This window comes from Pseudomonas fluorescens (genome assembly GCF_040448305.1).
GTDB classification, from domain to species: Bacteria; Pseudomonadota; Gammaproteobacteria; order Pseudomonadales; family Pseudomonadaceae; genus Aquipseudomonas; species Aquipseudomonas fluorescens_BH.
Genome location: NZ_CP148752.1, coordinates 1547620 through 1567674, shown reverse-complemented (window position 1 = coordinate 1567674; position 20055 = coordinate 1547620). Strand labels below are relative to the sequence as shown.

General features: G+C 59.9%; 22 protein-coding genes and 1 pseudogene. 13 read left to right on the top strand and 10 right to left on the bottom strand.

The annotated features are described in order from the left end of the window. Positions 1-97 precede the first annotated feature (97 nt). Together WHX55_RS07125 and WHX55_RS07120 are read right to left on the bottom strand one after the other, a co-directional pair. The gene (locus tag WHX55_RS07125; RefSeq protein WP_353742298.1) at positions 98-694 is read right to left on the bottom strand and encodes a DTW domain-containing protein; all 597 of its coding nucleotides are present in this window, start codon (positions 692-694) and stop codon (positions 98-100) included. A gap of 5 nt (positions 695-699) precedes the next feature. Then, a complete protein-coding gene (locus tag WHX55_RS07120; protein WP_007972518.1) occupies positions 700-1593 on the bottom strand; it encodes a LysR family transcriptional regulator in 894 nt (297 codons plus the stop codon). Positions 1594-1961: 368 nt separating this feature from the next. On the opposite strand from WHX55_RS07120, the gene speB reads away from it, so the two are divergent. The 6 genes from speB to WHX55_RS07090 all read left to right on the top strand — a co-directional run bounded on the left by speB (position 1962) and on the right by WHX55_RS07090 (position 7581). Next, the gene (gene speB / locus WHX55_RS07115) at positions 1962-2912 is read left to right on the top strand and encodes an agmatinase (RefSeq protein ID WP_007984912.1); all 951 of its coding nucleotides are present in this window, start codon (positions 1962-1964) and stop codon (positions 2910-2912) included. 9 nt (positions 2913-2921) lie between these two features. After that, a complete protein-coding gene (locus WHX55_RS07110) occupies positions 2922-3344 on the top strand; it encodes a nuclear transport factor 2 family protein (protein WP_353742297.1) in 423 nt (140 codons plus the stop codon). 55 nt (positions 3345-3399) lie between these two features. Beyond that, on the top strand, positions 3400-4911 hold the full coding sequence (locus WHX55_RS07105; protein ID WP_353742296.1) for a cytosine permease: 1512 nt from the start codon (positions 3400-3402) through the stop codon (positions 4909-4911). A gap of 156 nt (positions 4912-5067) precedes the next feature. Further along, a complete protein-coding gene (locus WHX55_RS07100) occupies positions 5068-6447 on the top strand; it encodes a sodium:solute symporter (RefSeq protein WP_353742295.1) in 1380 nt (459 codons plus the stop codon). A gap of 85 nt (positions 6448-6532) precedes the next feature. Continuing rightward, positions 6533-7258, top strand: a complete 726-nt coding sequence (locus WHX55_RS07095; protein WP_353742294.1) for an MBL fold metallo-hydrolase — start codon at positions 6533-6535, stop codon at positions 7256-7258. A 71-nt stretch (positions 7259-7329) separates the two neighbouring features. Then, a complete protein-coding gene (locus WHX55_RS07090) occupies positions 7330-7581 on the top strand; it encodes an acyl carrier protein (protein ID WP_150724391.1) in 252 nt (83 codons plus the stop codon). A gap of 86 nt (positions 7582-7667) precedes the next feature. Here the strand turns inward: WHX55_RS07090 and WHX55_RS07085 are convergent, their stop codons facing one another. Together WHX55_RS07085 and WHX55_RS07080 are read right to left on the bottom strand one after the other, a co-directional pair. Next, on the bottom strand, positions 7668-7796 hold the full coding sequence (locus WHX55_RS07085; protein ID WP_007972508.1) for a PA1414 family protein: 129 nt from the start codon (positions 7794-7796) through the stop codon (positions 7668-7670). Between the two features lie 135 nt (positions 7797-7931). Further along, positions 7932-8825 (bottom strand): LysR substrate-binding domain-containing protein, encoded by an 894-nt coding sequence (locus tag WHX55_RS07080; RefSeq protein WP_353742293.1) that lies wholly within the window; start codon positions 8823-8825, stop codon positions 7932-7934. A 104-nt stretch (positions 8826-8929) separates the two neighbouring features. Here WHX55_RS07080 and WHX55_RS07075 point away from each other — a divergent pair, with 104 nt between their 5' ends. Beyond that, on the top strand, positions 8930-10111 hold the full coding sequence (locus WHX55_RS07075; protein WP_353742292.1) for an MFS transporter: 1182 nt from the start codon (positions 8930-8932) through the stop codon (positions 10109-10111). Here WHX55_RS07075 and WHX55_RS07070 read toward each other — a convergent pair. Next, positions 10056-10988, bottom strand: coding sequence for a DMT family transporter (locus WHX55_RS07070; RefSeq protein WP_150724388.1), 933 nt, complete (start codon positions 10986-10988; stop codon positions 10056-10058). The genes WHX55_RS07075 and WHX55_RS07070 overlap by 56 nt on opposite strands. A gap of 196 nt (positions 10989-11184) precedes the next feature. Then, positions 11185-12021 (bottom strand): S1-like domain-containing RNA-binding protein, encoded by an 837-nt coding sequence (locus tag WHX55_RS07065; RefSeq protein ID WP_056721413.1) that lies wholly within the window; start codon positions 12019-12021, stop codon positions 11185-11187. Between the two features lie 351 nt (positions 12022-12372). On the opposite strand from WHX55_RS07065, the gene WHX55_RS07060 reads away from it, so the two are divergent. From WHX55_RS07060 to WHX55_RS07050, 3 genes are all read left to right on the top strand, one after another. Beyond that, positions 12373-12561 carry a hypothetical protein gene (locus tag WHX55_RS07060; protein ID WP_015096330.1) on the top strand — a complete coding sequence of 63 codons (189 nt, stop codon included), beginning with the start codon at positions 12373-12375 and terminating at the stop codon, positions 12559-12561. A 208-nt stretch (positions 12562-12769) separates the two neighbouring features. Then, the gene (locus WHX55_RS07055; RefSeq protein ID WP_150724387.1) at positions 12770-13492 is read left to right on the top strand and encodes a TorF family putative porin; all 723 of its coding nucleotides are present in this window, start codon (positions 12770-12772) and stop codon (positions 13490-13492) included. Positions 13493-13570: 78 nt separating this feature from the next. After that, a complete protein-coding gene (locus tag WHX55_RS07050; protein WP_353742291.1) occupies positions 13571-14440 on the top strand; it encodes a DUF6279 family lipoprotein in 870 nt (289 codons plus the stop codon). Between the two features lie 136 nt (positions 14441-14576). Here WHX55_RS07050 and WHX55_RS07045 read toward each other — a convergent pair whose 3' ends face one another. Further along, positions 14577-14969 carry a transcriptional regulator gene (locus tag WHX55_RS07045; RefSeq protein WP_353742290.1) on the bottom strand — a complete coding sequence of 131 codons (393 nt, stop codon included), beginning with the start codon at positions 14967-14969 and terminating at the stop codon, positions 14577-14579. 194 nt (positions 14970-15163) lie between these two features. Here WHX55_RS07045 and WHX55_RS07040 point away from each other — a divergent pair, with 194 nt between their 5' ends. Then, positions 15164-15898: a thioredoxin family protein gene (locus tag WHX55_RS07040; RefSeq protein ID WP_353742289.1), complete on the top strand. Its 735-nt coding sequence runs from the start codon at positions 15164-15166 to the stop codon at positions 15896-15898. Positions 15899-16074: 176 nt separating this feature from the next. Beyond that, positions 16075-16353, top strand: a complete 279-nt coding sequence (locus WHX55_RS07035; RefSeq protein WP_353742288.1) for a hypothetical protein — start codon at positions 16075-16077, stop codon at positions 16351-16353. Positions 16354-16415: 62 nt separating this feature from the next. Here the strand turns inward: WHX55_RS07035 and WHX55_RS07030 are convergent, their stop codons facing one another. Next, the gene (locus WHX55_RS07030) at positions 16416-17756 is read right to left on the bottom strand and encodes a DEAD/DEAH box helicase (RefSeq protein WP_046043701.1); all 1341 of its coding nucleotides are present in this window, start codon (positions 17754-17756) and stop codon (positions 16416-16418) included. Positions 17757-17948: 192 nt separating this feature from the next. Between WHX55_RS07030 and WHX55_RS07025 the strand changes: the two genes are divergently transcribed. Further along, positions 17949-19247: a mechanosensitive ion channel family protein gene (locus WHX55_RS07025; protein ID WP_353742287.1), complete on the top strand. Its 1299-nt coding sequence runs from the start codon at positions 17949-17951 to the stop codon at positions 19245-19247. 16 nt (positions 19248-19263) lie between these two features. Here the strand turns inward: WHX55_RS07025 and WHX55_RS07020 are convergent. Beyond that, positions 19264-19383, bottom strand: a pseudogene (locus tag WHX55_RS07020) (metal ABC transporter ATP-binding protein); the annotation flags it as partial. Further along, positions 19383-20027: a hydrolase gene (locus WHX55_RS07015; protein WP_353742286.1), complete on the bottom strand. Its 645-nt coding sequence runs from the start codon at positions 20025-20027 to the stop codon at positions 19383-19385. The gene WHX55_RS07015 and the pseudogene WHX55_RS07020, both read right to left, overlap by 1 nt. Positions 20028-20055 lie beyond the last annotated feature (28 nt).

Below are 20055 nucleotides of genomic sequence, written 5' to 3'. Positions count from 1 at the left end.
CCCGCTCCCACAGTGTCCGTTGTGTACACAAAATCTGCGAACGCCACTGAACCTGTGGGAGCGGGCTTGCCCGCGAAGAGGCCGGCACATACAACGATCACCTGTCGGCATGGTTACGCTGGTAAACCTCCTCCCCCATCGCCGCAATCTGCCCCTCGATCAACGCCTCGAACGGCTTCAGCAACGGCGCAAACGTCGCCGGCGCTTCGAGGGTTTCCAGCGCCTGCACAATCGCCTCCACCGTCGACAACGCTCCCGGCCCCGGCGCCTTGCGCAGCCGATAACGGGACACACCACCCTCGGCCAGTGTCACCCTCGGCAGCGCCGCCAGCAGCGGATTGAGGTGCAACATCTTGCGCGCCTTGCGCCAGGTGCCGTCGGGGACCACCAGCAACAAGGGTTCGTCTGTCGCGGCACAAGCCTGCATCGGCTGGGCATTTTCGCCGGGAAACAGCAACCGCGCCCGATACCCCGGCTGATTCAACAGCGCCGGCAAATCCTCGAATACCTCGCCGACGATCAAATCGGCATTCTTCAACCCAAGCGCCGCCAGACGCGCGGTGTTCAACGCATGATTCACTTCGCTCGGATGCTGCAACAACAGTACCCGGGTGCGGCTGTCGAGGCTCGGGATCAACGGGCACAGGCAGTGGCTTTGCGGGCGCAGGCAGCGCGGACATTGAATTCTGGACATCGTCTTTACGCCTGATTCAGTTGTGCTTTGAGCAGATCACGGAAAGTCTGGATCAGCGGCTCGCGGCTACGGCCCCGGCGCACGATCATCGAGAACGGCGCCTGATAACCGAAGGTCGCCGGCAGCAACACCCGCAAGTCACCCTTGTCGGCCCAGGCCTGGGCGTAGTGCTCCGGCAAATAACCGATGTAGGCGCCGGACAGCACCAGGATCAACTGGGCTTCCATACTTTCTACCGTCGCGGCACTGTGCTTGAAACCGTGGCGCGCCAGTTCAGCCTGGCTCCAGTAGCCACGACCAACCATGCGCTGCTGGGTGATGACTTGCTCGGGAATGCGCCGCTCGTTGAACAGCGGATGCCGCGTGCTGCAATACAACCAGTGTTGTTCACGGTACAGCGGCATGTATACCAGGCCGCTCATGCGCGTGGAAAACGCGCCGATGGCCAGGTCGAGACGGTTGTCCTGCACCCCGAGTTGCAATTCGTAAGGGCTCATCACCGAAAGGTGCAAGTGCACGGCCGGGTGTTCCTGGCTGTAGGCGCCGATGGCCTCCGCGAACGGCAGGGCCTTGTCGCTGACGGTGGAATCGATCACCCCCAGGTTCAACGTACCGCGCAACTCGCCCTTGAGGGCGGCGGCGTACTGCTCGAAGCCTTCGAGTTCGCCCAACAGACGCAGGGTTTCCTGATGGAACAGCTCGCCCTTGCTGGTCAGGCTGAACCCGCCACGGCCGCGATGGCACAACACCAGGCCGAGGGCTGCTTCGAGCTGGCTCATGTAGGTGCTGATGGCCGACGTCGAGAGATTGAGCTCCTGCTGGGCGTTGGCGAACCCCTGATGGCGCACCACGCTGACGAAGATGCGCAATAGTTTCAGGTCGGGTAAAGCGTTGGCCATGGGGACTCCGATCGAAAGGAAGCGCAAAGTACTGCTGTGGAAACACAATCCCTGTGGGAGCGGGCTTGCTCGCGAAAGCGGTGTGTCTATTGACATCAATGCCGATTGACCCGACGCCTTCGCGAGCAAGCCCGCTCCCACAATGATTGCAGTGCTCACCCTTTGACTGAAAGGCATCAGTGGTTCTGCGCATGGAGCGAAGTCTATCGCTGTCCCAGTCATTAGTTTAGAAAAATCTGAACTAAGTATTTGCCCGTAGCGATTCTTCCCGGCCACTACATTTCGCAGAATCGGCGCCACAAGGTTCGCCCGTACTCCCGTGAACGGCGCAATCCAATAAATAAAACAACGACGATGAGGCCCTACCCGTGGACAAGATTCTTCACCAACCACTGGGCGGCAACGAAATGCCGCGCTTCGGCGGCATCGCCACCATGATGCGACTCCCCCATTTGAATACCGCTGCCGGCCTGGACGCTGCCTTCGTAGGCGTGCCGCTGGACATCGGTACTTCCCTGCGTCCCGGCACCCGTTTCGGACCTCGCGAAATCCGCGCGGAATCGGTGATGATCCGCCCGTACAACATGGCGACCGGCGCTGCGCCGTTCGACTCGCTGTCGGTTGCCGACATCGGCGACATCGCGATCAACACCTTCAACCTGCTGGATGCCGTGCGGATCATCGAAGAGTCCTACGACAACATCCTCGAACACGATGTGATCCCCCTGACCCTGGGCGGCGACCACACCATCACCCTGCCGATCCTGCGTGCCATCCATAAAAAGCACGGCAAGGTCGGTCTGGTGCACATCGACGCCCACGCCGATGTGAACGATCACATGTTCGGCGAGAAGATCGCCCACGGCACCACCTTCCGCCGCGCCGTTGAAGAAGGCCTGCTGGACCCGGACCGTGTCGTGCAGATCGGCCTGCGTGCCCAGGGCTACACCGCTGACGACTTCAACTGGAGCCGCAACCAGGGCTTCCGTGTGGTTCAGGCCGAAGAGTGCTGGCACAAGTCACTAGAGCCTTTGATGGCTGAAGTCCGCGAGAAGGTCGGCGGCGGCCCGGTATACCTGAGCTTCGACATCGACGGTATCGACCCGGCCTGGGCACCTGGCACCGGCACCCCGGAAATCGGCGGTCTGACGACCATTCAGGCGATCGAGATCGTTCGTGGCTGCCAAGGCCTCGACCTGGTCGGTTGCGATCTGGTAGAAGTCTCGCCCGCTTACGACACCACCGGCAACACCTCGCTGCTGGCCGCCAACCTGCTGTACGAAATGCTCTGCGTACTGCCTGGCGTAGTCCACCGCTGAGGATCGGTCATGAACGAACATGATCAGGTCTTGAAAGCCGCCGCCGATCTGGTGTCGGCGTTCGCCCGTAACGATCGCGAAGCCTACTTCAGCGCGTTCAGCGCCGACGCTAGTTTCGTCTTCTACACCCTCGAACAGCCCCTGCTGTCGCGCGACGCCTATCAGGCGATGTGGGACGGCTGGCGCTGCGAGGATGGCTTCGAGGTGCTCTCGTGCACCTCAAGCAACGCTTTCGTCAGCCTGCAGGGTGACGTGGCGATTTTCATCCATGACGTAGCCACCGAGTTGCGCATGCAAGGGGAGCAACACTTCAGCCAGGAGCGCGAGACGATTGTTTTCAAGAAACAAGCGTCTGGCCAAGAACAACAAGGCCTATGGCTGGCCTGCCACGAACATTTGTCCGCGATGCCGGAAGGGCTGCCATCCCCTTAGCCAACACAGGTGACGCTCACACACGATGAGCGCGCCTTTATGATCGGAGCTGATCATGAATAACAAAAACAATGAAAAAAGCCTTAGCAGCATCGAAACAAACGGGGTCGAACAGATCCCGGACAATGAGCGTGACGCCAAGCCCAGCGATCTGTTTCGCCTGATCTTCGGCGGCGCCAACACCTTTGCCACCGCCGTGCTCGGCAGTTTCCCGGTGCTGTTCGGCCTGTCCTTTCAGGCTGGCGTCTGGGCGATTGTGCTGGGCGTGGTACTCGGCTCGCTGATCCTGGCGCCGATGGGCCTGTTCGGACCTATCAACGGCACCAACAACGCCGTTTCTTCCGGTGCGCACTTCGGCGTGCACGGGCGAATCGTCGGTTCGTTCCTGTCGCTGTTGACCGCTATCGCGTTCTTCTCGCTCTCCGTCTGGAGTTCGGGCGATGCGTTGGTGGGCGGTGCCAAACGCCTGATCGATCTGCCGGAAACCGATCTGACCCTGGGCCTGGCCTACGGTCTGTTCGCGCTGCTGGTATTGACCGTGTGCATCTATGGCTTCCGCTTCATGCTGTGGGTCAACCGCATTGCGGTGTGGGCGGCCAGTCTGCTGTTCCTGCTGGGGGTTTTCGCTTTCGCCCCTGCATTCGACAGCCAGTACGCCGGCACCGTCGCCATGGGCCAGGCCGGTTTCTGGGCTGCGTTCATCGGGGCAGCATTGGTCGCCATGAGCAACCCGATCTCCTTCGGTGCGTTCCTCGGTGACTGGTCGCGCTACATCCCGCGTGATACGCCCAAAGGCCGGATCATGGCGTCGGTGATCGCCGCGCAACTCGCCACGCTGATTCCGTTCCTGTTCGGCCTCGTCACCGCCACCATCGTTGCGGTCAAGGCACCGGACTACATCGCAGCCAACAACTATGTCGGCGGCCTGCTGGCGGTATCGCCGAGCTGGTTCTTCCTGCCGGTGTGCCTGATCGCGGTCATCGGCGGCATGTCCACCGGCACCACCTCGCTCTACGGCACCGGCCTGGACATGTCCAGCGTGTTCCCTCGGGTGCTGTCGCGGGTCAAGGCCACGCTGCTGATCGGTGTGATGTCGATTGCCTTCATCTTCATCGGGCGCTTCGCGGCCAACCTGGTGCAGAGCGTGTCGACCTTCGCGGTGCTGATCATCACCTGCACCACCCCGTGGATGGTGATCATGATCATCGGCCTGCTGGTGCGTCGCGGCTTCTACTGCCCGGATGACCTGCAAGTATTCACCCGCGGCGAGAAAGGTGGCCGCTACTGGTTCACCCACGGCTGGAACTGGCGTGGCCTGGGTGCCTGGATCCCGAGCGCGGCCGTCGGCCTGTGCTTCGTGAACCTGCCGGGTCAGTTTGTCGGGCCGCTGGGCGAAATGGCCGGTGGTATCGACATCAGCCTGCCGGTGACCCTGGGCCTGGCCTCGCTGGTGTACCTGGCACTGCTGGGCCTGTTCCCGGAATCGAGTGCAGTGTTCGGTCCGAACGACCCTCGCAGCAAGAGCACGGATTCGCTCGCTAAACCGGCGATGCGTCAAGCCGCCTGATTCAACGCGTTCCCCCTGTGGGAGCGGGCTTGCTCGCGAAGAAGGCGGCACATTCAACATTAATGTGACTGACCGATCGCTTTCGCGAGCAAGCCCGCTCCCACAAGGGATTGATTTTCAGCCTCACATAAAAAAGACAATCGGAGACACGTCATAATGGCTTTGGATTTATTCGTCGTACTCATCTACGCCGCCGCGATGCTGATACTCGGCTACTACGGCATGCGCAAGGCCAAGACCCACGAGGACTACCTGGTCGCCGGTCGTAACCTCGGCCCGAGCCTGTACATGGGCACTATGGCCGCCACCGTCCTCGGCGGTGCGTCCACCGTGGGCACCGTGCGTCTGGGCTACGTGCACGGCATCTCCGGTTTCTGGCTCTGCGCCGCACTGGGTTGCGGGATCATCGCGCTGAACCTGTTCCTCGCCAAACCTTTGCTGAAACTGAAAGTGTTCACCGTCACCCAGGTGCTGGAAAAACGCTATAACCCAATGGCCCGCACCGCCAGCGCGACTATCATGCTGGCCTACGCCCTGATGATCGGCGTGGTTTCAATCCTGGCCATTGGCACCGTACTGCAAGTACTGTTCGACCTGCCATTCTGGGTCTCTGTACTGGTGGGTGGCGGTATCGTCGTAATCTACTCGACCATCGGCGGCATGTGGTCGTTGACCCTGACCGATATTGTGCAGTTCGGTATCCAGACCGTCGGCCTGATGTTCCTGCTTCTGCCGATCTGCCTGTTCCGTGTTGGTGGCTGGGATCAACTGGTTGCCCAACTGCCGGCTGCAAGCTTCAGCTTCACCAGCATTGGCTGGGACACCATCATCACCTACTTCATGATCTACTTCTTCGGCATCCTGATCGGTCAGGACATCTGGCAACGGGTGTTCACCGCCAAGAGCGAAAAAGTGGCGAAGTACGCCGGTACTTCGGCAGGCATCTACTGCATCATCTACGGCCTGGTTTGCGCACTGATCGGTATGGCTGCACACGTGCTGATCCCGGACCTGGACAACGTCAACAACGCCTTCGCCGCTATCGTCAAAGTCTCGCTGCCGGACGGCATCCGTGGCCTGGTGATCGCTGCGGCCCTGGCGGCCATGATGTCCACCGCCAGCGCCGGCTTGCTGGCTGCGTCCACCACCTTGACCGAAGACCTGCTGCCAAAGCTGCGCGGTGGTAAAGAGTCGAACATTGCTACCAACCGCTTGTTCACCCTGCTGACCGGCATTGTCGTGCTGGGCATCGCATTGGTGGTGAATGACGTCATCAGCGCGCTGACCCTGGCCTACAACCTGCTGGTAGGAGGCATGCTGATCCCGCTGATGGGTGCGATCTTCTGGAAACGCGCCACCACGGCCGGTGCAATCGCCGCCATGGCATTGGGCTTTATTACCGCCCTGATATTCATGTTCAAGGACGGAATGGATGCCAACTCGCCGATCTACTTCAGCCTCGGTGTAAGCCTGGTGAGCTTCGTGCTGGTCAGCCTGCTGTCCCGTCGCCCGGTGACTGTGGCCAGCGCGGCCTAAGCTGAACATAACGACTTGATGCTTTCTTCGACGAGTGTGGCGTCGGTTGCCACACTCGTTTTTTTTCGTCTGGAGAAAACATTTCATGAAGATTGTTTCTCGCAACCAGTGGTTCGAGGTGAAACCACTCAGTGACGGCATCCGCCTGATTCACGAGCCGTACATCCGCCCCTTCTACCGCTGCAACCTCTGGCACATCCAGGGCCGCGACAAAGACCTGCTGCTGGACAGCGGCTCGGGCCTGGTCAGCCTGCGCGAACAGCTGCCGTGGATCACCGAACGGCCGCTGGTGGCCGTGGCCAGCCACTGCCATTTCGATCACATCGCCGGCCATCACGAATTTGCTGAACGGCTGGTGCACCCGGCCGAGGCGGACATTCTCGCCGCACCCGATGGCAACAATGACCTGAGCAAAGCCTTCGTCGGCGACGACATGTTCGAGGCGCACCCCGATTGCCCGCTGTGCTACGCCGAATACCGGGTCAAGGCCGCACCGGCCACGGGGTTTGTCGAAGACGGAGATGTGCTGGACCTGGGCAATCGGGTGTTGCAGGTCGTGCACACACCGGGACACTCACCGGGCGGCATCTGCCTGTACGAAGCCGCCACCGAGACCTTGTTCAGCGGCGACATCATCTACGACGGCCCGCTGATCGAAAACGCCTACCACTCCAACCTCGATGACTACGCCCGCAGCCTGCAACGCTTGCGTGAGCTGTCGATCCGCACGGTGCATGGCGGGCATTTCGGCAGTTTTTCCGGGGAGCACTTGCGCAACATGATTGACGAGTGGCAGCGCTCACACGGCTAAAGCCTGCTGTACTCAACGGCAGGATCTGCACCGGCAGAGAGAACTACCCCCCACCTCCTCGAAGAACGATCATGAAAGAAGCCGCCCTTCGTGCTGTCGTACATCGCTACATCAGCCGCCTGCTGGAAGGTCGGGATGACTTCGACGACAACGCCAGCCTGGCGCAGTTGGGATTGGATAAAAAAGATATCGAAGAGCTGATCTTCCATCTGGAAGATGAACTGGATGTCACGGCGTTTACCGCGGAGGAAGACCGGATGCTCAAGACCGCCAGGACGGCGAATGATTTGAGCCGGTTCTTGCTGGAGATCGGGCGGTACTAAGGCTGTTGATCAAACGTACACGAAGCGGCAAGGGAGCTTGCTCCCTCGCCACGGGAAACCTTTCACCTGTCAGATGATATCTGCCATTACCGGCGTCGCTGCTGGCGCCGACGCTGTTCGTCGTCAGTACGAACAGGCACAGGTTGCAGAGGCGGTTCGATCAAACCGAGAGCCACGCCCAGGTCATGCAGCCAGTTTTGGATTTTCTCTTTCATGGTGCCCCCTTCAGGGTAGTGCCGAGCGGCCAAAGTTCTGTAGCCCCTTCGTACAGATAATAGTCCGAAGTCCTACGCAATGCTCGCGCAAAGTCACAATGATCTGTTACTGAATCCATCACAATCAGCCTGTGTTCAGGCAATTTCCCGTGCCCGCACCCGTGCCGGTGGAAAAACCACCTGTTGCTGCTCGATCCAGGCATTCAGGTTGGCCCCGACCATGCCCTTGCGCCACATCAGCCAGGTGGTAGCACTGGCGAACGGCTCGGCCAACGGATGCACGGCCACACTCTCACGACCCGGCAGACTGGCGAGCATCGACTCCGACATCAGCGCCACACCTGAACCGGCAATCACACATGCCAGCATCCCCGGATAGGACTCGATCTCCATCGCCCGGCCCATGGCCGCGTGGTTATGGGCGAACCAGGCTTCCAGTCGCATGCGGTAGGAGCAGCCCTGGCGAAAGGTGAACACCGAGCGACCTTGCACATCCAGCGCGCTGCGCACGGGTGGATGGTCGGCCTCGCTAATCAGCACCAGGCGCTCGTCGCACAAGGGCACCCCGTCGAGCCCGGCCAGTTCCAGGGGGCCATCCACCAGCGCCGCATCGAGCCGACCGGTGAGCAGGCCTTCGAGCAATTCACCGCTGGGGCCGGATTGCACTTGCAGGTTCACCGTCGGATACAAACGGTGGTAGTGCGCCAACAGCCCCGGAAGGTGAATCGCCGCCGTGCTGTACATGGTGCCGAGCACAAAGTCGCCCGCCGGTTGCCCGCCCTGCACTGCCGCGCTGGCTTCATCGTGCAAAGCAAACAGTTTGGCGGTGTAGTCCAGCAGGACTTTTCCCGCAGGCGACAACTGCAAGCGCTGACGTTCGCGCAGGAACAGTTCGACGCCCAGTTGCTCTTCCAGCTGTTTGAGCCGGGTCGACAGGTTCGAGGGCACTCGATGCAGACGTTCGGCGGCACGGGTTATGGACCCCTCCTCCGCCACCGCCTGGAAGATGCGCAATTGGCTGAACTCCACGATATTCTCCGAAAAAGAACAAGTTACTCACTATTATTCATTTTTAAAGAAAGTCAATCAGTCCTAGCCTGACGGTCATTGATCCTCCAGACGGAATCCAGACCATGTCTCCCCTGATCCGCTTATCTGCCAGTTTCGTTGCCCTGATGATGGCCATGGGCATCGGCCGTTTTGCCCTGACACCGCAACTGCCGCACCTGCTCAGCGAAGGCCAGATCGACCTGACCGCCGCCGGGCTGATTGCCGCCGCCAACTACCTCGGGTATTTCATCGGCGCGGTGGACGCGATGTTTTCCCGGCGTCCCGCGCAAGTGCGCCGGCGCTTGCTCGGTGGATTGTGGCTCTGCGTGCTGCTGACCCTGGCGTCGTTCTGGGCCAATGGTTTCTGGTCGCACCTGCTGCTGCGATTCGGCACCGGCGTGGCCAGCGCCTGGGTGCTGGTGATGATTACCGCCCTGAGCCAGCCACTCGCGGCAGCAGCCGGTCGTCCTCGGCTCGGTGCCCTGGTCTTCGCCGGACCGGGTTTGGGGATTTTTCTGACAGGTCTGTTGGCCCTGGGCTCGAATATGCTGGGCCAGACTTCCGCCACCTTGTGGCTGGTGTACGCCGCCGCAGGGCTGGCGATGCTGCTGGGGACCCTGCCGTTCCTGCCACAACCGGGTGTCACCGCGACGGCTGCACCCAGCGCCAGCGCCTCGGGCAATCAAGGCATCGGTCGACTGGGCTGGATCTATGCCTTGTACGGATTGGGCTACATCATTCCGGCGACCTTTTTGTCGCAAATGGCCAACGCGCAATTCCATGGCCAATGGCAGGCCGACCTGTTCTGGCCGTGCTTTGGCCTGGCGGCGGCAACCGGCGTGGTGCTGGTGAGTCTGCGGCGGCAAAAACCCGGTGCCACGGGTCACTGGTTGATGGCGACGTTATGGCTGCAAGCCGCTGGTGTGTTCGCCTGCCTGCTGGGCAACGGTCCAGGTCTGGCATTGGGCGTGATCCTGTGCGGCACGCCGTTCCTGGCCTGCATGCAACTGGTGATGCAACGCTCCCGGGAACTGGCGCCCCACACTACCCAGCGCAATGCCGGCCTGCTGACAGCCTGCTTTGCCGTGGGCCAGCTCAGCGGGCCATTGCTGGCGGCGCTGAGCAGTCATTTCAGTGGCGGTTTGCAGCCGGCACTGGTGGTCGCCGGCTGCGGCTTGTTGATCGCTGGCGGCCTGTTGCTCGCGCCGGTCAGTGCTGCCCGAGGGCTTTGCGCAAACGACGGCGCAACCACTGCTCGGCGCTGACAAAGGTGATGCCCGCCAATACCAGCACGGCACCGATGACGAAGTTCAGGCTCAGTTCCTCGCCGAGCAGCACCACACCGAAGGTGACGCCAAACAATGGCGTCATGAACGAAAACACCGCGAGGTTGGCCGCCAGGTAACGGCGCAGCAGCCAGAACCAGATCAGGTAACTGAAGAACGACACGACCACGCCCTGAAACAGCACACTGGCCACCGCCACGCTGGTCAGGCTGACATGGCTGATCTGGCCGCTGAGCAGCGCAATCAACAACAGGCCGAAGAAGCCGACAATCAACTGATAGAACAGCGTCAGGGTCACCGGCGCTTCCGACAGGCGCGAGGCGCGCACCACCACCGTGGTCGCGCCCCAAGCGGCACCCGCCAGCACACCCAGGGCATCGCCCATCAACATGCGGTAATCAAGGTTGTCCCAGGACACCCCGCCGGCAAATGCAATGGCAATCCCGATAAAGGCCAGGACAATCCCCAGCCATTGCAACGGCCGCAATCGCTCACTGGGCAGCAACCAGTGCACCCCCAATGCGGTGAAGATCGGCGCCGTATAGAGGAACACCGACATGTGCGCCGCCGTGGTCAGTTGCAGGCCTTCGGAAATGAAGAAGAATTCCAGGCCGAACAGGGCACCGGCCAGCAGACCGCCGCGCCAGGTCGCACCCACCTGGTTCCAGCCGCCCTTCCAGCAGATCAGCAGCCCGACCAGCAACGCCGACATACCGGAACGTCCGGCCGCCTGCATCACCGGCGCAATATCGGCCGCCGCCCACTTGATCATCACCTGCTGCACGCCCCAGACCAGGCACAACCCGACCATCACTTGCAGGGCAAACCCGTCGGCGCTGCGCCGGGTGGCGCTCACCGGAACACCTCGAAGACACAATCCATGACAAAGACTCGGCAGAAAAAAAGCAAAACCCCGGCCTTCTCGTTGAAAAGAAATCACCGGGGTGAAAAATCATGTTGTCGATTATTAACCAGAAAGCCAGAAAATGCCGCCCGCCAGAGACCTCTACTTCTCTGCTTGCGCCATCCTGGCTCCCTGTATTGTCAGCGCATCAACTGAGTTCGATGCGATCGGCATGAATGACAATCTGGCCATTCTTGTACAACGCACCGATGGCCTTCTTGAAGTTGCCCTTGCTGACACCGAACAGGCTGCTGATCAACGCCGGATCGCTCTTGTCGCTCACCGCCAGGCTGCCGTTGTTTTCGCGCAACTTGGCGAGGATCTTCGAGTTCAGGCTGGTGGCCGCTTCCTGGCCGACCGGTTGCAGGCTCAGGCTGATCTTGCCGTCGGCGCGAACTTCCTTGATAAAGCCCTTTTCTTCTTTACCGGCGCGCATGAACTTGAAGATTTCGTTCTTGTGGATCAGGCCCCAATGCTTGTTGTTGATGATGGCCTTGAAGCCCATGTCCGTGGCTTCGGCCACCAGCAGATCCACTTCCTGGCCTGCGGTGTAGTTGGCCGGGGTCTTGTCCAGGTAGCGGTCCAGGCGCGCGGTCGCGGTGATGCGACGGGTGTGCTTGTCCAGGTAGACGTGCACCACCACATACTCGCCCGCCGTCATCTGGCGCTTCTCTTCGGAGAACGGCAGCAACAGGTCTTTCGGCAACCCCCAGTCCAGGAATACGCCGATGCTGTTGACTTCAACAACTTTCAAACTGGCGAATTCACCGACTTGAACTTTCGGTTTTTCAGTAGTTGCGATGAGTTTGTCATCGCTGTCCAGATAAATAAAAACGTTGAGCCAGTCTTCATCTTCGGTAGGAATATCTTTTGGAATATAACGATTAGGCAGAAGGATTTCGCCATCCGCGCCACCGTCCAGATATAAACCGAAGTTAGTGTGTTTAACCACTTGCAAACTGTTGTAACGCCCGACTAAAGCCATTTCCAATACCCTCATTGCGTGGGCGGCATTCTACCCGGTTTTAAGCGCCGCGTTCGGCAGCCGGCCCGATGGCGCGAGAAAATCCTCTGAAACCCTTAATTTTCCCGGGTTTTCATCCCGCGCCCGGCCGCTCGTCAGGCCGCTCCGGGCATTTACGCCATGCCCAGGCAAGCATGACGCGGTATTTTTCCAGGCAATGTTCTTAGTTAAAACAGCGGCTTAGGTGCATATTTCGAATATTCGCCGGTGACTAATTACCCCGCCATCACGAATATGCCGAGGGGATATTTGCCAAGCAATTATCAGGTAATTCCTGTACGATGCCTGGCCAAGTTAATTTTCTACAGGTTAATGGCCGCCATGCGCGTAAAAGCATCCACCAGCAAAGCAAAGCCAGCTCCAGCCGTCGAAACCAGCGAATCGATCAACAGCCAGATCGCTGCGTTCCTCAAGTCCGGCGGTGAAATCCAGCAAATTGCCAAAGGCGTCAGCGGCCAGACGTTCGGCCCGTCCAAGCAGATCACTCTGGGCAAAAAGTAATCCCCTCGCGTCACCTGGTCCCAAAGCGCTTTGAGCTTCGAAGCGCTTGGACTGGAACCCTCGATACTCCCCTGCGCCACGCCATCAAATCCTCTGAAAATCGACGAACGGCCTTCATTGCCGATCATTCGCCGGTATCCTTGCACACGTCTGGATCAAGCGTTTCAGCGGGCCCGCCAGCCTGTCCTCGCTGTTCATGGAGTGACGCATGTTCAAACCTTTCCATCTATCGGCATTGCTCGCCAGCCTGCTGGCCTGCTCCGTAGCCCACGCACAAATCTTTCAGCGTGAGCTGGGTGCCTTCGACCTCAAGCTCGGCACCACCCCCACCCGCAGCATGGCCCAGGGCCTGGTCAAACCCTCGGCCGTCGGCTCGTTCCACGGTGGCCTGGACCTGAGCCACGACAGCGGTTTCTACGTGGGCCAATGGTCGCCCAGCATGGGCATCAGCCCGGGGAAAGACCTCGAGATCGACTCCTACATGGGTTTTAAACAACCCTTCGACCAGACCCTCGGCTACGAAGTGGGCCTGATCCGCTATAGCTACCCCGAAGTCACCACCCCTGACAGCCAGGAACTGTTCGGCGGCCTGACCTTGCTCGGCAGCCGTTTCGGCATCGCCTTCAGCAATGACCCGGACAAACAGAACAACACCCTGTTCGCTGACTTGAGCGGCAATCAACCGTTCGGTGTCGGTGTCAGCCTGAAATACACCACTCACCAATTCAATACGCCAGTGGCGGTGGATGGCGGGTATGTAGGCAGTTTTACCGATTGGTCGCTGAAATTGTCCCGCCCGTTCATGGGCATCGACCTCGACCTGATCTACAGTGACTCCAGCCTGAGCGGCAGCGGTTGCTCGGCCTATGCCGGGCACAACAACCAATGCGACGGGCTGGTGACGCTCAAGGCCGAACACGCGTTCTATTGATCGGCTTGAACTGCCGGGCTCCTCCCGGGTTCACATGAGAATCAGACCCCGAAGACTGGCTTTCGCAAGGATTCGCCCATGTCCCGCTGGTTCAAACATATCGTCGTTGTGCTGAGCGTTTCCCTCGCACTCGGCGCGTGCAGCCGCGTGGGCCTGGCCTACCGCAATCTCGATGTGATCATCCCGTGGACACTCAGCGACTACCTGGACATGAACGGCGAGCAAAAAAGCTGGCTGAACGAACGCCTGAAGGAACACCTGAGCTGGCACTGCACCACCCAACTGCCCGGCTACCTCGACTGGCTGGACCGCCTGCAAACCATGATCGCCACCAACCAGGTCACCGACGCCGCCTTGCAGGCCCGCGCCCACGAAGCCGAACAAGCGATCGCCGAGACCGCGCGGGAAATCACCCCGTCGGCCATCGAGTTGCTGCAAAGGCTGGATGACAAGCAAGTCGCCGAAATGAACGACGCTTTTGCCAAGGACCAGCGCAAACGCCAGGAGCAATACCTCAAACCTTCCCTCGACCAGCAGATCAAAGAACGCGGTGCGCGCATGGAGAAGCGTCTGAACGACTGGCTCGGGCCACTGAGCACCACCCAGCGACAGCGGGTAGCCACATGGTCTAGCGCCTTGGGCGAGCAGAACACCCAGTGGCTTGCCAACCGGGTCCATTGGCAAAAGCAGTTCAGCGCGGCTGTTGCGCAACGCCAGAGTCCGCAGTTCCCACAACGCATCGAGACACTTCTGGTCAATCGCGAGAGCTTGTGGACGCCCGCCTATCGTCAGGCCTTTGCCAACACCGAGGCCCAGGCACGTGCGCTGTTCGTGGATCTGATGGCTGACAGCACGCCGAACCAACGAGCACGATTACTGAAGAAAATTGAAGGTGTGAGGAAGGACTTCAGCGACTTGAAGTGCCTGAAAGCGGCGAAACAAGGCTGAGGACAACGCAAGACCAATGTGGGAGCGAGCCTGCTCGCGATTGCGGTGTGTCAGTCAATATCAATACTGAATGTGACATCGCAATCGCGAGCAAGCTCGCTCCCACAGAGTGTTTCCACAGGATTGCATGAGAACCTCAGGCAATCTGCGCCTTCGACGCCACCTCATCAAACGTCATCTCATCCAGCGCATCCTCCTGCTCGTCCAGCACCTGCCGCGGGTGATCATTGCCGGGAATACTGCTGTCGATCAGGCTCAACAAACGCGAACCCCGCGCCGTCAAAATATAATTGGCGCCCGTGCCACCCTCGTCCTCCGGTCGCGGCTCGATATAGCCACGCACCAGCAGTAGCTTTTCGTACTCTCCAGCCACCGTTTTCAAGTGATCAAGATTTTCAATCGGCTCGCCTTCCGCGGCCTTCTGCGCGGCATGCTGTTCGGCGTACGGCCGCGGCGTGAAGCTGTGGCCCGCACTGTTTTGCACTTCATGCAGCAAGCGCTCAATCAAGTCCCAGTTGTAAGTCGTCATCCTGATTCAACCTCCGGTACCCGTTCGATTGATGCCCGTGCAATTGAACGGGCCTTACAGGTTGTGACCGGTACACCCGGCCGCCGTTCAGCCGGGCGTTTGCAGACGACCGACCGGCGGCATGTCGAAATCAATGCAAGCCAAACGACTAGGCTGTGTAAGTCACCTCCCCGCCCCACGCAGGAGAAAACAACATGAATATTCAGAATCATCCCGTCGTATCGCGGGAAGAATGGCTCGCCGCCCGCAAACAGCACCTGGCCCACGAAAAAGCCTTCACCAGGGAAAGGGACAGGCTCAGTGCCGAACGCCGCGCCTTGCCCTGGGTGAAAATCGACAAGGACTACCACTTCCAGGGGCCCAACGGCGAACTGAAACTGGCGGATCTGTTCGGGGGGCGCAGCCAGTTGGTCATCTACCACTTCATGTTCGCCGAGGGCTGGGACGAGGGCTGCCCCGGTTGCTCGTACCTGAGCGATCACATCGACGGCGCCAACCAACACCTTGCCCACCATGACGTGGCCGTGGTGGCGGTTTCCCACGCACCGATCGCCGAATTCCAGGCGTTCAAGCGGCGCATGGGCTGGAAATTCGACTGGGTGTCGTCAGAAGGATGCGATTTCAACTACGACTTTGGCGTCACCGCCCGAGCTGAAGACGTCGCCGCCGGAAAGGCTACGTACAACTACGAAAAAACCGACGGTTCCGAGGAAGAACTCCCCGGTCTCAGCGTGTTTTATCGCAATGACGCCGGCGAAATTTTCCATACCTACTCCACCTATGCCCGGGGCCTGGACATGCTGGTCGGCGCCTACAACTACCTCGACCTGACGCCCAAGGGGCGCAACGAAGAAGAAATCATGGAGTGGGTGCGACATCATGACAAATATGAGAAACAGGAGAAGTCGAGCTGCTGTCATGGTGGTTAGCCCCAGACAGCGAGGCGCGGCCTTCGCGGGCAAGCCACGCTCCCACAGTTTCTGTGTTGTTCACAAAACCTGTGGGCTTGCCCGCGACGGAGCCCTGACAATTACAGACTGAACTTTCCTCTGGGGCCAGCGCTCAACCGGTTAACCCGCCTTGACCGAAGCTGAGGCCCGCCCCCATGAAACCACTGCTGAAGAAGCTCACTCTCGCCGCTGCCCTCACCTGCGCCCTGCCCGCCTGGGCCTGCACCCTCGATGAAGCCACCGCCAAGCGCGAACAACTGGCCCGGGAAGTGGCCAGGCTCACCGAGCAAAACCCGACCAAGGCCAAGGAGATGAATGATGAGTTGCAGAAAATGGATCTGGGCACTGCCTCCAAAGACCTTCCGGACAAGTGTCAGTTGATTGACCAGCGTTTGAAGGAATTGGAGTCCGCCGAGAAGAAAGCCGAAGGCTGATAAACGCCAGGCAAAAAAAACCCGGACACTGTCCGGGTTTTTCACAGGCCGTCTACAACGACTTACTCAGCCGCTGGCGCTTCCGGCTTGCGGCGCTTGAGCGGGGCCATGCCGTCCTTGCTGACCAGGGAGTCGCTCTTCGGCCGGTTGGCGCTCTTGCGCTTGGTCGGGGTCTTGGCGGCGGTTTTCTTCTTGTCGCCCTTGGCGTCGGTCTTTTTCTTCTTCACGCCGACGGCCTTGCCCGAGGCCTTGACCTTTTTCGGTCCGCCGTAGGTGCCTTTGACTTCCTTGATGGTACGGCGCTCGAAGCTCTGCTTGAGGTAGCGCTCGATGCTCGACATCAGGTTCCAGTCGCCGTGGCAGATCAGCGAGATGGCCAGGCCGTCGTTACCGGCGCGGCCGGTACGACCGATGCGGTGCACGTATTCGTCGCCGCTGCGCGGCATGTCGAAGTTGATCACCAGGTCCAGGCCGTCCACGTCCAGACCGCGAGCGGCGACGTCGGTGGCCACGAGGATTTTCACGCCGCCCTGCTTCAGGCGGTCGATCGCCAGTTTGCGATCCTTCTGGTCTTTCTCGCCGTGCAGCACGAACGCCTTGTATTCCTGCGCCACCAGGCGGCCGTAGATACGGTCGGCCATGGCCCGGGTGTTGGTGAAGACGATGGCCTTCTGGTAGGTCTCGTTGGCCAGCAGCCAGTTGACGATCTGTTCTTTGTGCTGGTTGTGGTCAGCGGTGATGATTTGCTGACGGGTGGTTTCGTTCAGCTGGCTGACCGCGTTGAGCTGCAAGTGCTCAGGGTTGTTCAGGACTTTGGCGATCATCTCGCGCAGGCCCGAACCACCGGTGGTGGCGGAGAACAGCATGGTCTGCTGACGGTTGGTGCACTCGTCCACCAGACGCTGAACGTCATCGGCGAAGCCCATGTCGAGCATGCGGTCGGCTTCGTCGAGCACCAGTACTTCAACTTCTTTCAAGTCGAGGTTGCCGGCGTTCAACTGCTCAATCATCCGGCCCGGCGTACCGATCAGGATGTCCGGCACCTTGCGCAGCATCGCGGCCTGGACCTTGAAGTCTTCACCGCCGGTGATCAGGCCGGACTTGATGAAGGTGAACTGCGAGAAGCGTTCAACTTCTTTCAAGGTCTGCTGGGCCAGTTCGCGGGTCGGCAGCAGGATCAGGGTCTTGATGCTGACACGGATTTTCGCCGGGCCGATCAGACGGTTGAGGATGGGCAAAACGAATGCAGCGGTTTTGCCGCTACCGGTTTGCGCCGTCACCCGCAGGTCACGCCCCTGGAGCGCCAGCGGGATGGCCGCGGCTTGCACAGGCGTTGGCTCGACAAATTTCAGCTCGGCCACGGCTTTGAGCAGGCGTTCGTGCAGGGCGAATTGGGAAAACACGGGTGCTACCTCGAAGAAATGCAAAAAAACAGCTGCATAGGGTAACGGTTTCGAGCGCTCAGGCCGAGTTTCTTTATACAAATGGCGGTAAACAGTTGGTTTGTTGTTGCCTGATTTTTCCCGAAACGTAATACAAAGCGTCTTAAATGCTCTAATCCCCTCTCGCGCCTTACAGAAGAATCGTTTTCGACCATGGATATCAAACAGCTCTGGACCAATGTCCTGGACCTTTGGGGTGCCCTCGACCAGCACCCGCTCGTGCACTCCAGCCTGTCGCTGTTGCTGCTGTTGGCAATTGCGCTGTTCCTCGGACGGGTGGCGCGTTACCTCATTCTGCACGCGGCAAAAATGCTCGGCCGCCAGCCGGCCTTGCACTGGGTCAATGATTTTCTGCAGAACAAGGTGTTCCATCGCCTGGCGCAGATCACGCCTTCGCTGGTGCTCCAGTTCTGTCTCAATCTGGTGCCGGACCTGAGCAAAACCAGCCTGAATTTCCTCGGCAACGTCGCCCTGTCCTTCACCTTCCTGTTTCTGCTGCTGGCGGTCAGTGCCCTGCTCAACGCGCTGCTGGACATCTACGCCCGCACCGAGCACGCCCGCACCCGCTCGATCAAGGGCTATGTGCAACTGGCGAAAATGGTGTTGTACATATTTGGCGCGATCATCATCGTCGCCACGCTGATCGACCGCTCGCCGCTGTTGCTGCTGTCGGGCCTGGGTGCCATGTCGGCGGTGATTCTGTTGGTCTACAAGGACACGCTGCTGTCGTTCGTCGCCAGCGTGCAGTTGACCAGCAACGACATGCTGCGGGTCGGCGACTGGATCGAGATGCCACAGGTTGGAGCCGACGGCGATGTGGTGGACATCACCTTGCACACGGTCAAGGTGCAGAATTTTGACAAGACCATCGTCTCGATCCCGACCTGGCGCCTGATGTCCGAGTCGTTCAAGAACTGGCGCGGCATGCAGGCTTCCGGTGGCCGCCGGATCAAACGCAGCCTGTTCATCGACGCCAGCGGCGTACGCTTCCTGCGTGACGACGAAGAGCAGAAGCTGTCCCAAGTGCACTTGCTCACCGACTACATGACCCGCAAACAGGCTGAACTCAAGGCCTGGAACGAAGCCCAGGGCAACGTCGCGGCCATGTCGGCCAACCGTCGGCGGATGACCAACATCGGCACTTTCCGCGCCTATGCGCTGGCCTACCTGAAGTGTCACCCGGGGATCCAGCCGAACATGACCTGCATGGTGCGCCAGATGCAGACCACGGCCCAGGGTATTCCGCTGGAAATCTACTGCTTCACCGGCACCACGGCGTGGGCCGATTACGAGCGGATCCAGGGGGATATTTTCGACTACCTGCTGGCGGTGCTGCCGGAGTTTGGGTTGAGTCTTTATCAGCAGCCGAGCGGATCGGATTTACGCGCCGGCCTGCTGCCGGCGGTACTGGGCGCGAGCCATATTCCCGAAGCCGAAAAACGCAGGGTGTAACACCAAAAAACAAATGTGGGAGCGGGCTTGCTCGCGAATGCGGTGGGTCATTCAACATTGATGTCGACTGACACTCCGTTTTCGCGAGCAAGCCCGCTCCCACATGAACCGCATCGTTACTGATGTATTTATGGATTACTTCACCTGCCGCTGCGGTGCCTTGTGCACCATGGTGTAGGCGTAATCCACGCCCATGCCGTACGCGCCGCCGTGTTCCAGCACCAGTTCCATCACCGCCTCGTAAGTATCCTTTTGCGCCCAGTCACGCTGGTATTCGAGCAACACTTGTTGCCAGGTCACCGGCACCGCGCCGGCCTGAATCATCCGTTGCACCGACATGTCGTGGGCTTCCTTGCTGGTGCCGCCGGAGGCGTCGGTGACGATGTACACCTCGTAGCCTTCGGCCAGGGCTTCCAGTGCCGGGAAAGTCAGGCAGACCTCGGTCCACAGCGCAGCAATGATCAGCTTCTTGCGACCGGTGGCTTTCACCGCGTCGACCAATGCCTTGTCTTCCCAGGAGTTCATCGAAGTGCGCTCGATCGGCTGTTGATCCGGGTGCACCGCCAGCAATTCGGGCCAGATGTAACCGCTGAAGCTTTCGGTTTCGACCGAGGTGTAGATAGTCGGTACGTTGAAGATCTTCGCCGCCTTGGCCAGGCCCACGGTGTTGTTCTTCAGGGTCTGGCGGTCGATGGACTGCACGCCGAAAGCCATTTGCGGCTGGTGGTCGATCAGGATCAGGGCGGAGTTGGTTGGGTTGAGCAGTTCACGAATAGACATGGCACGTTCCTTTTGATGTCGATACTTC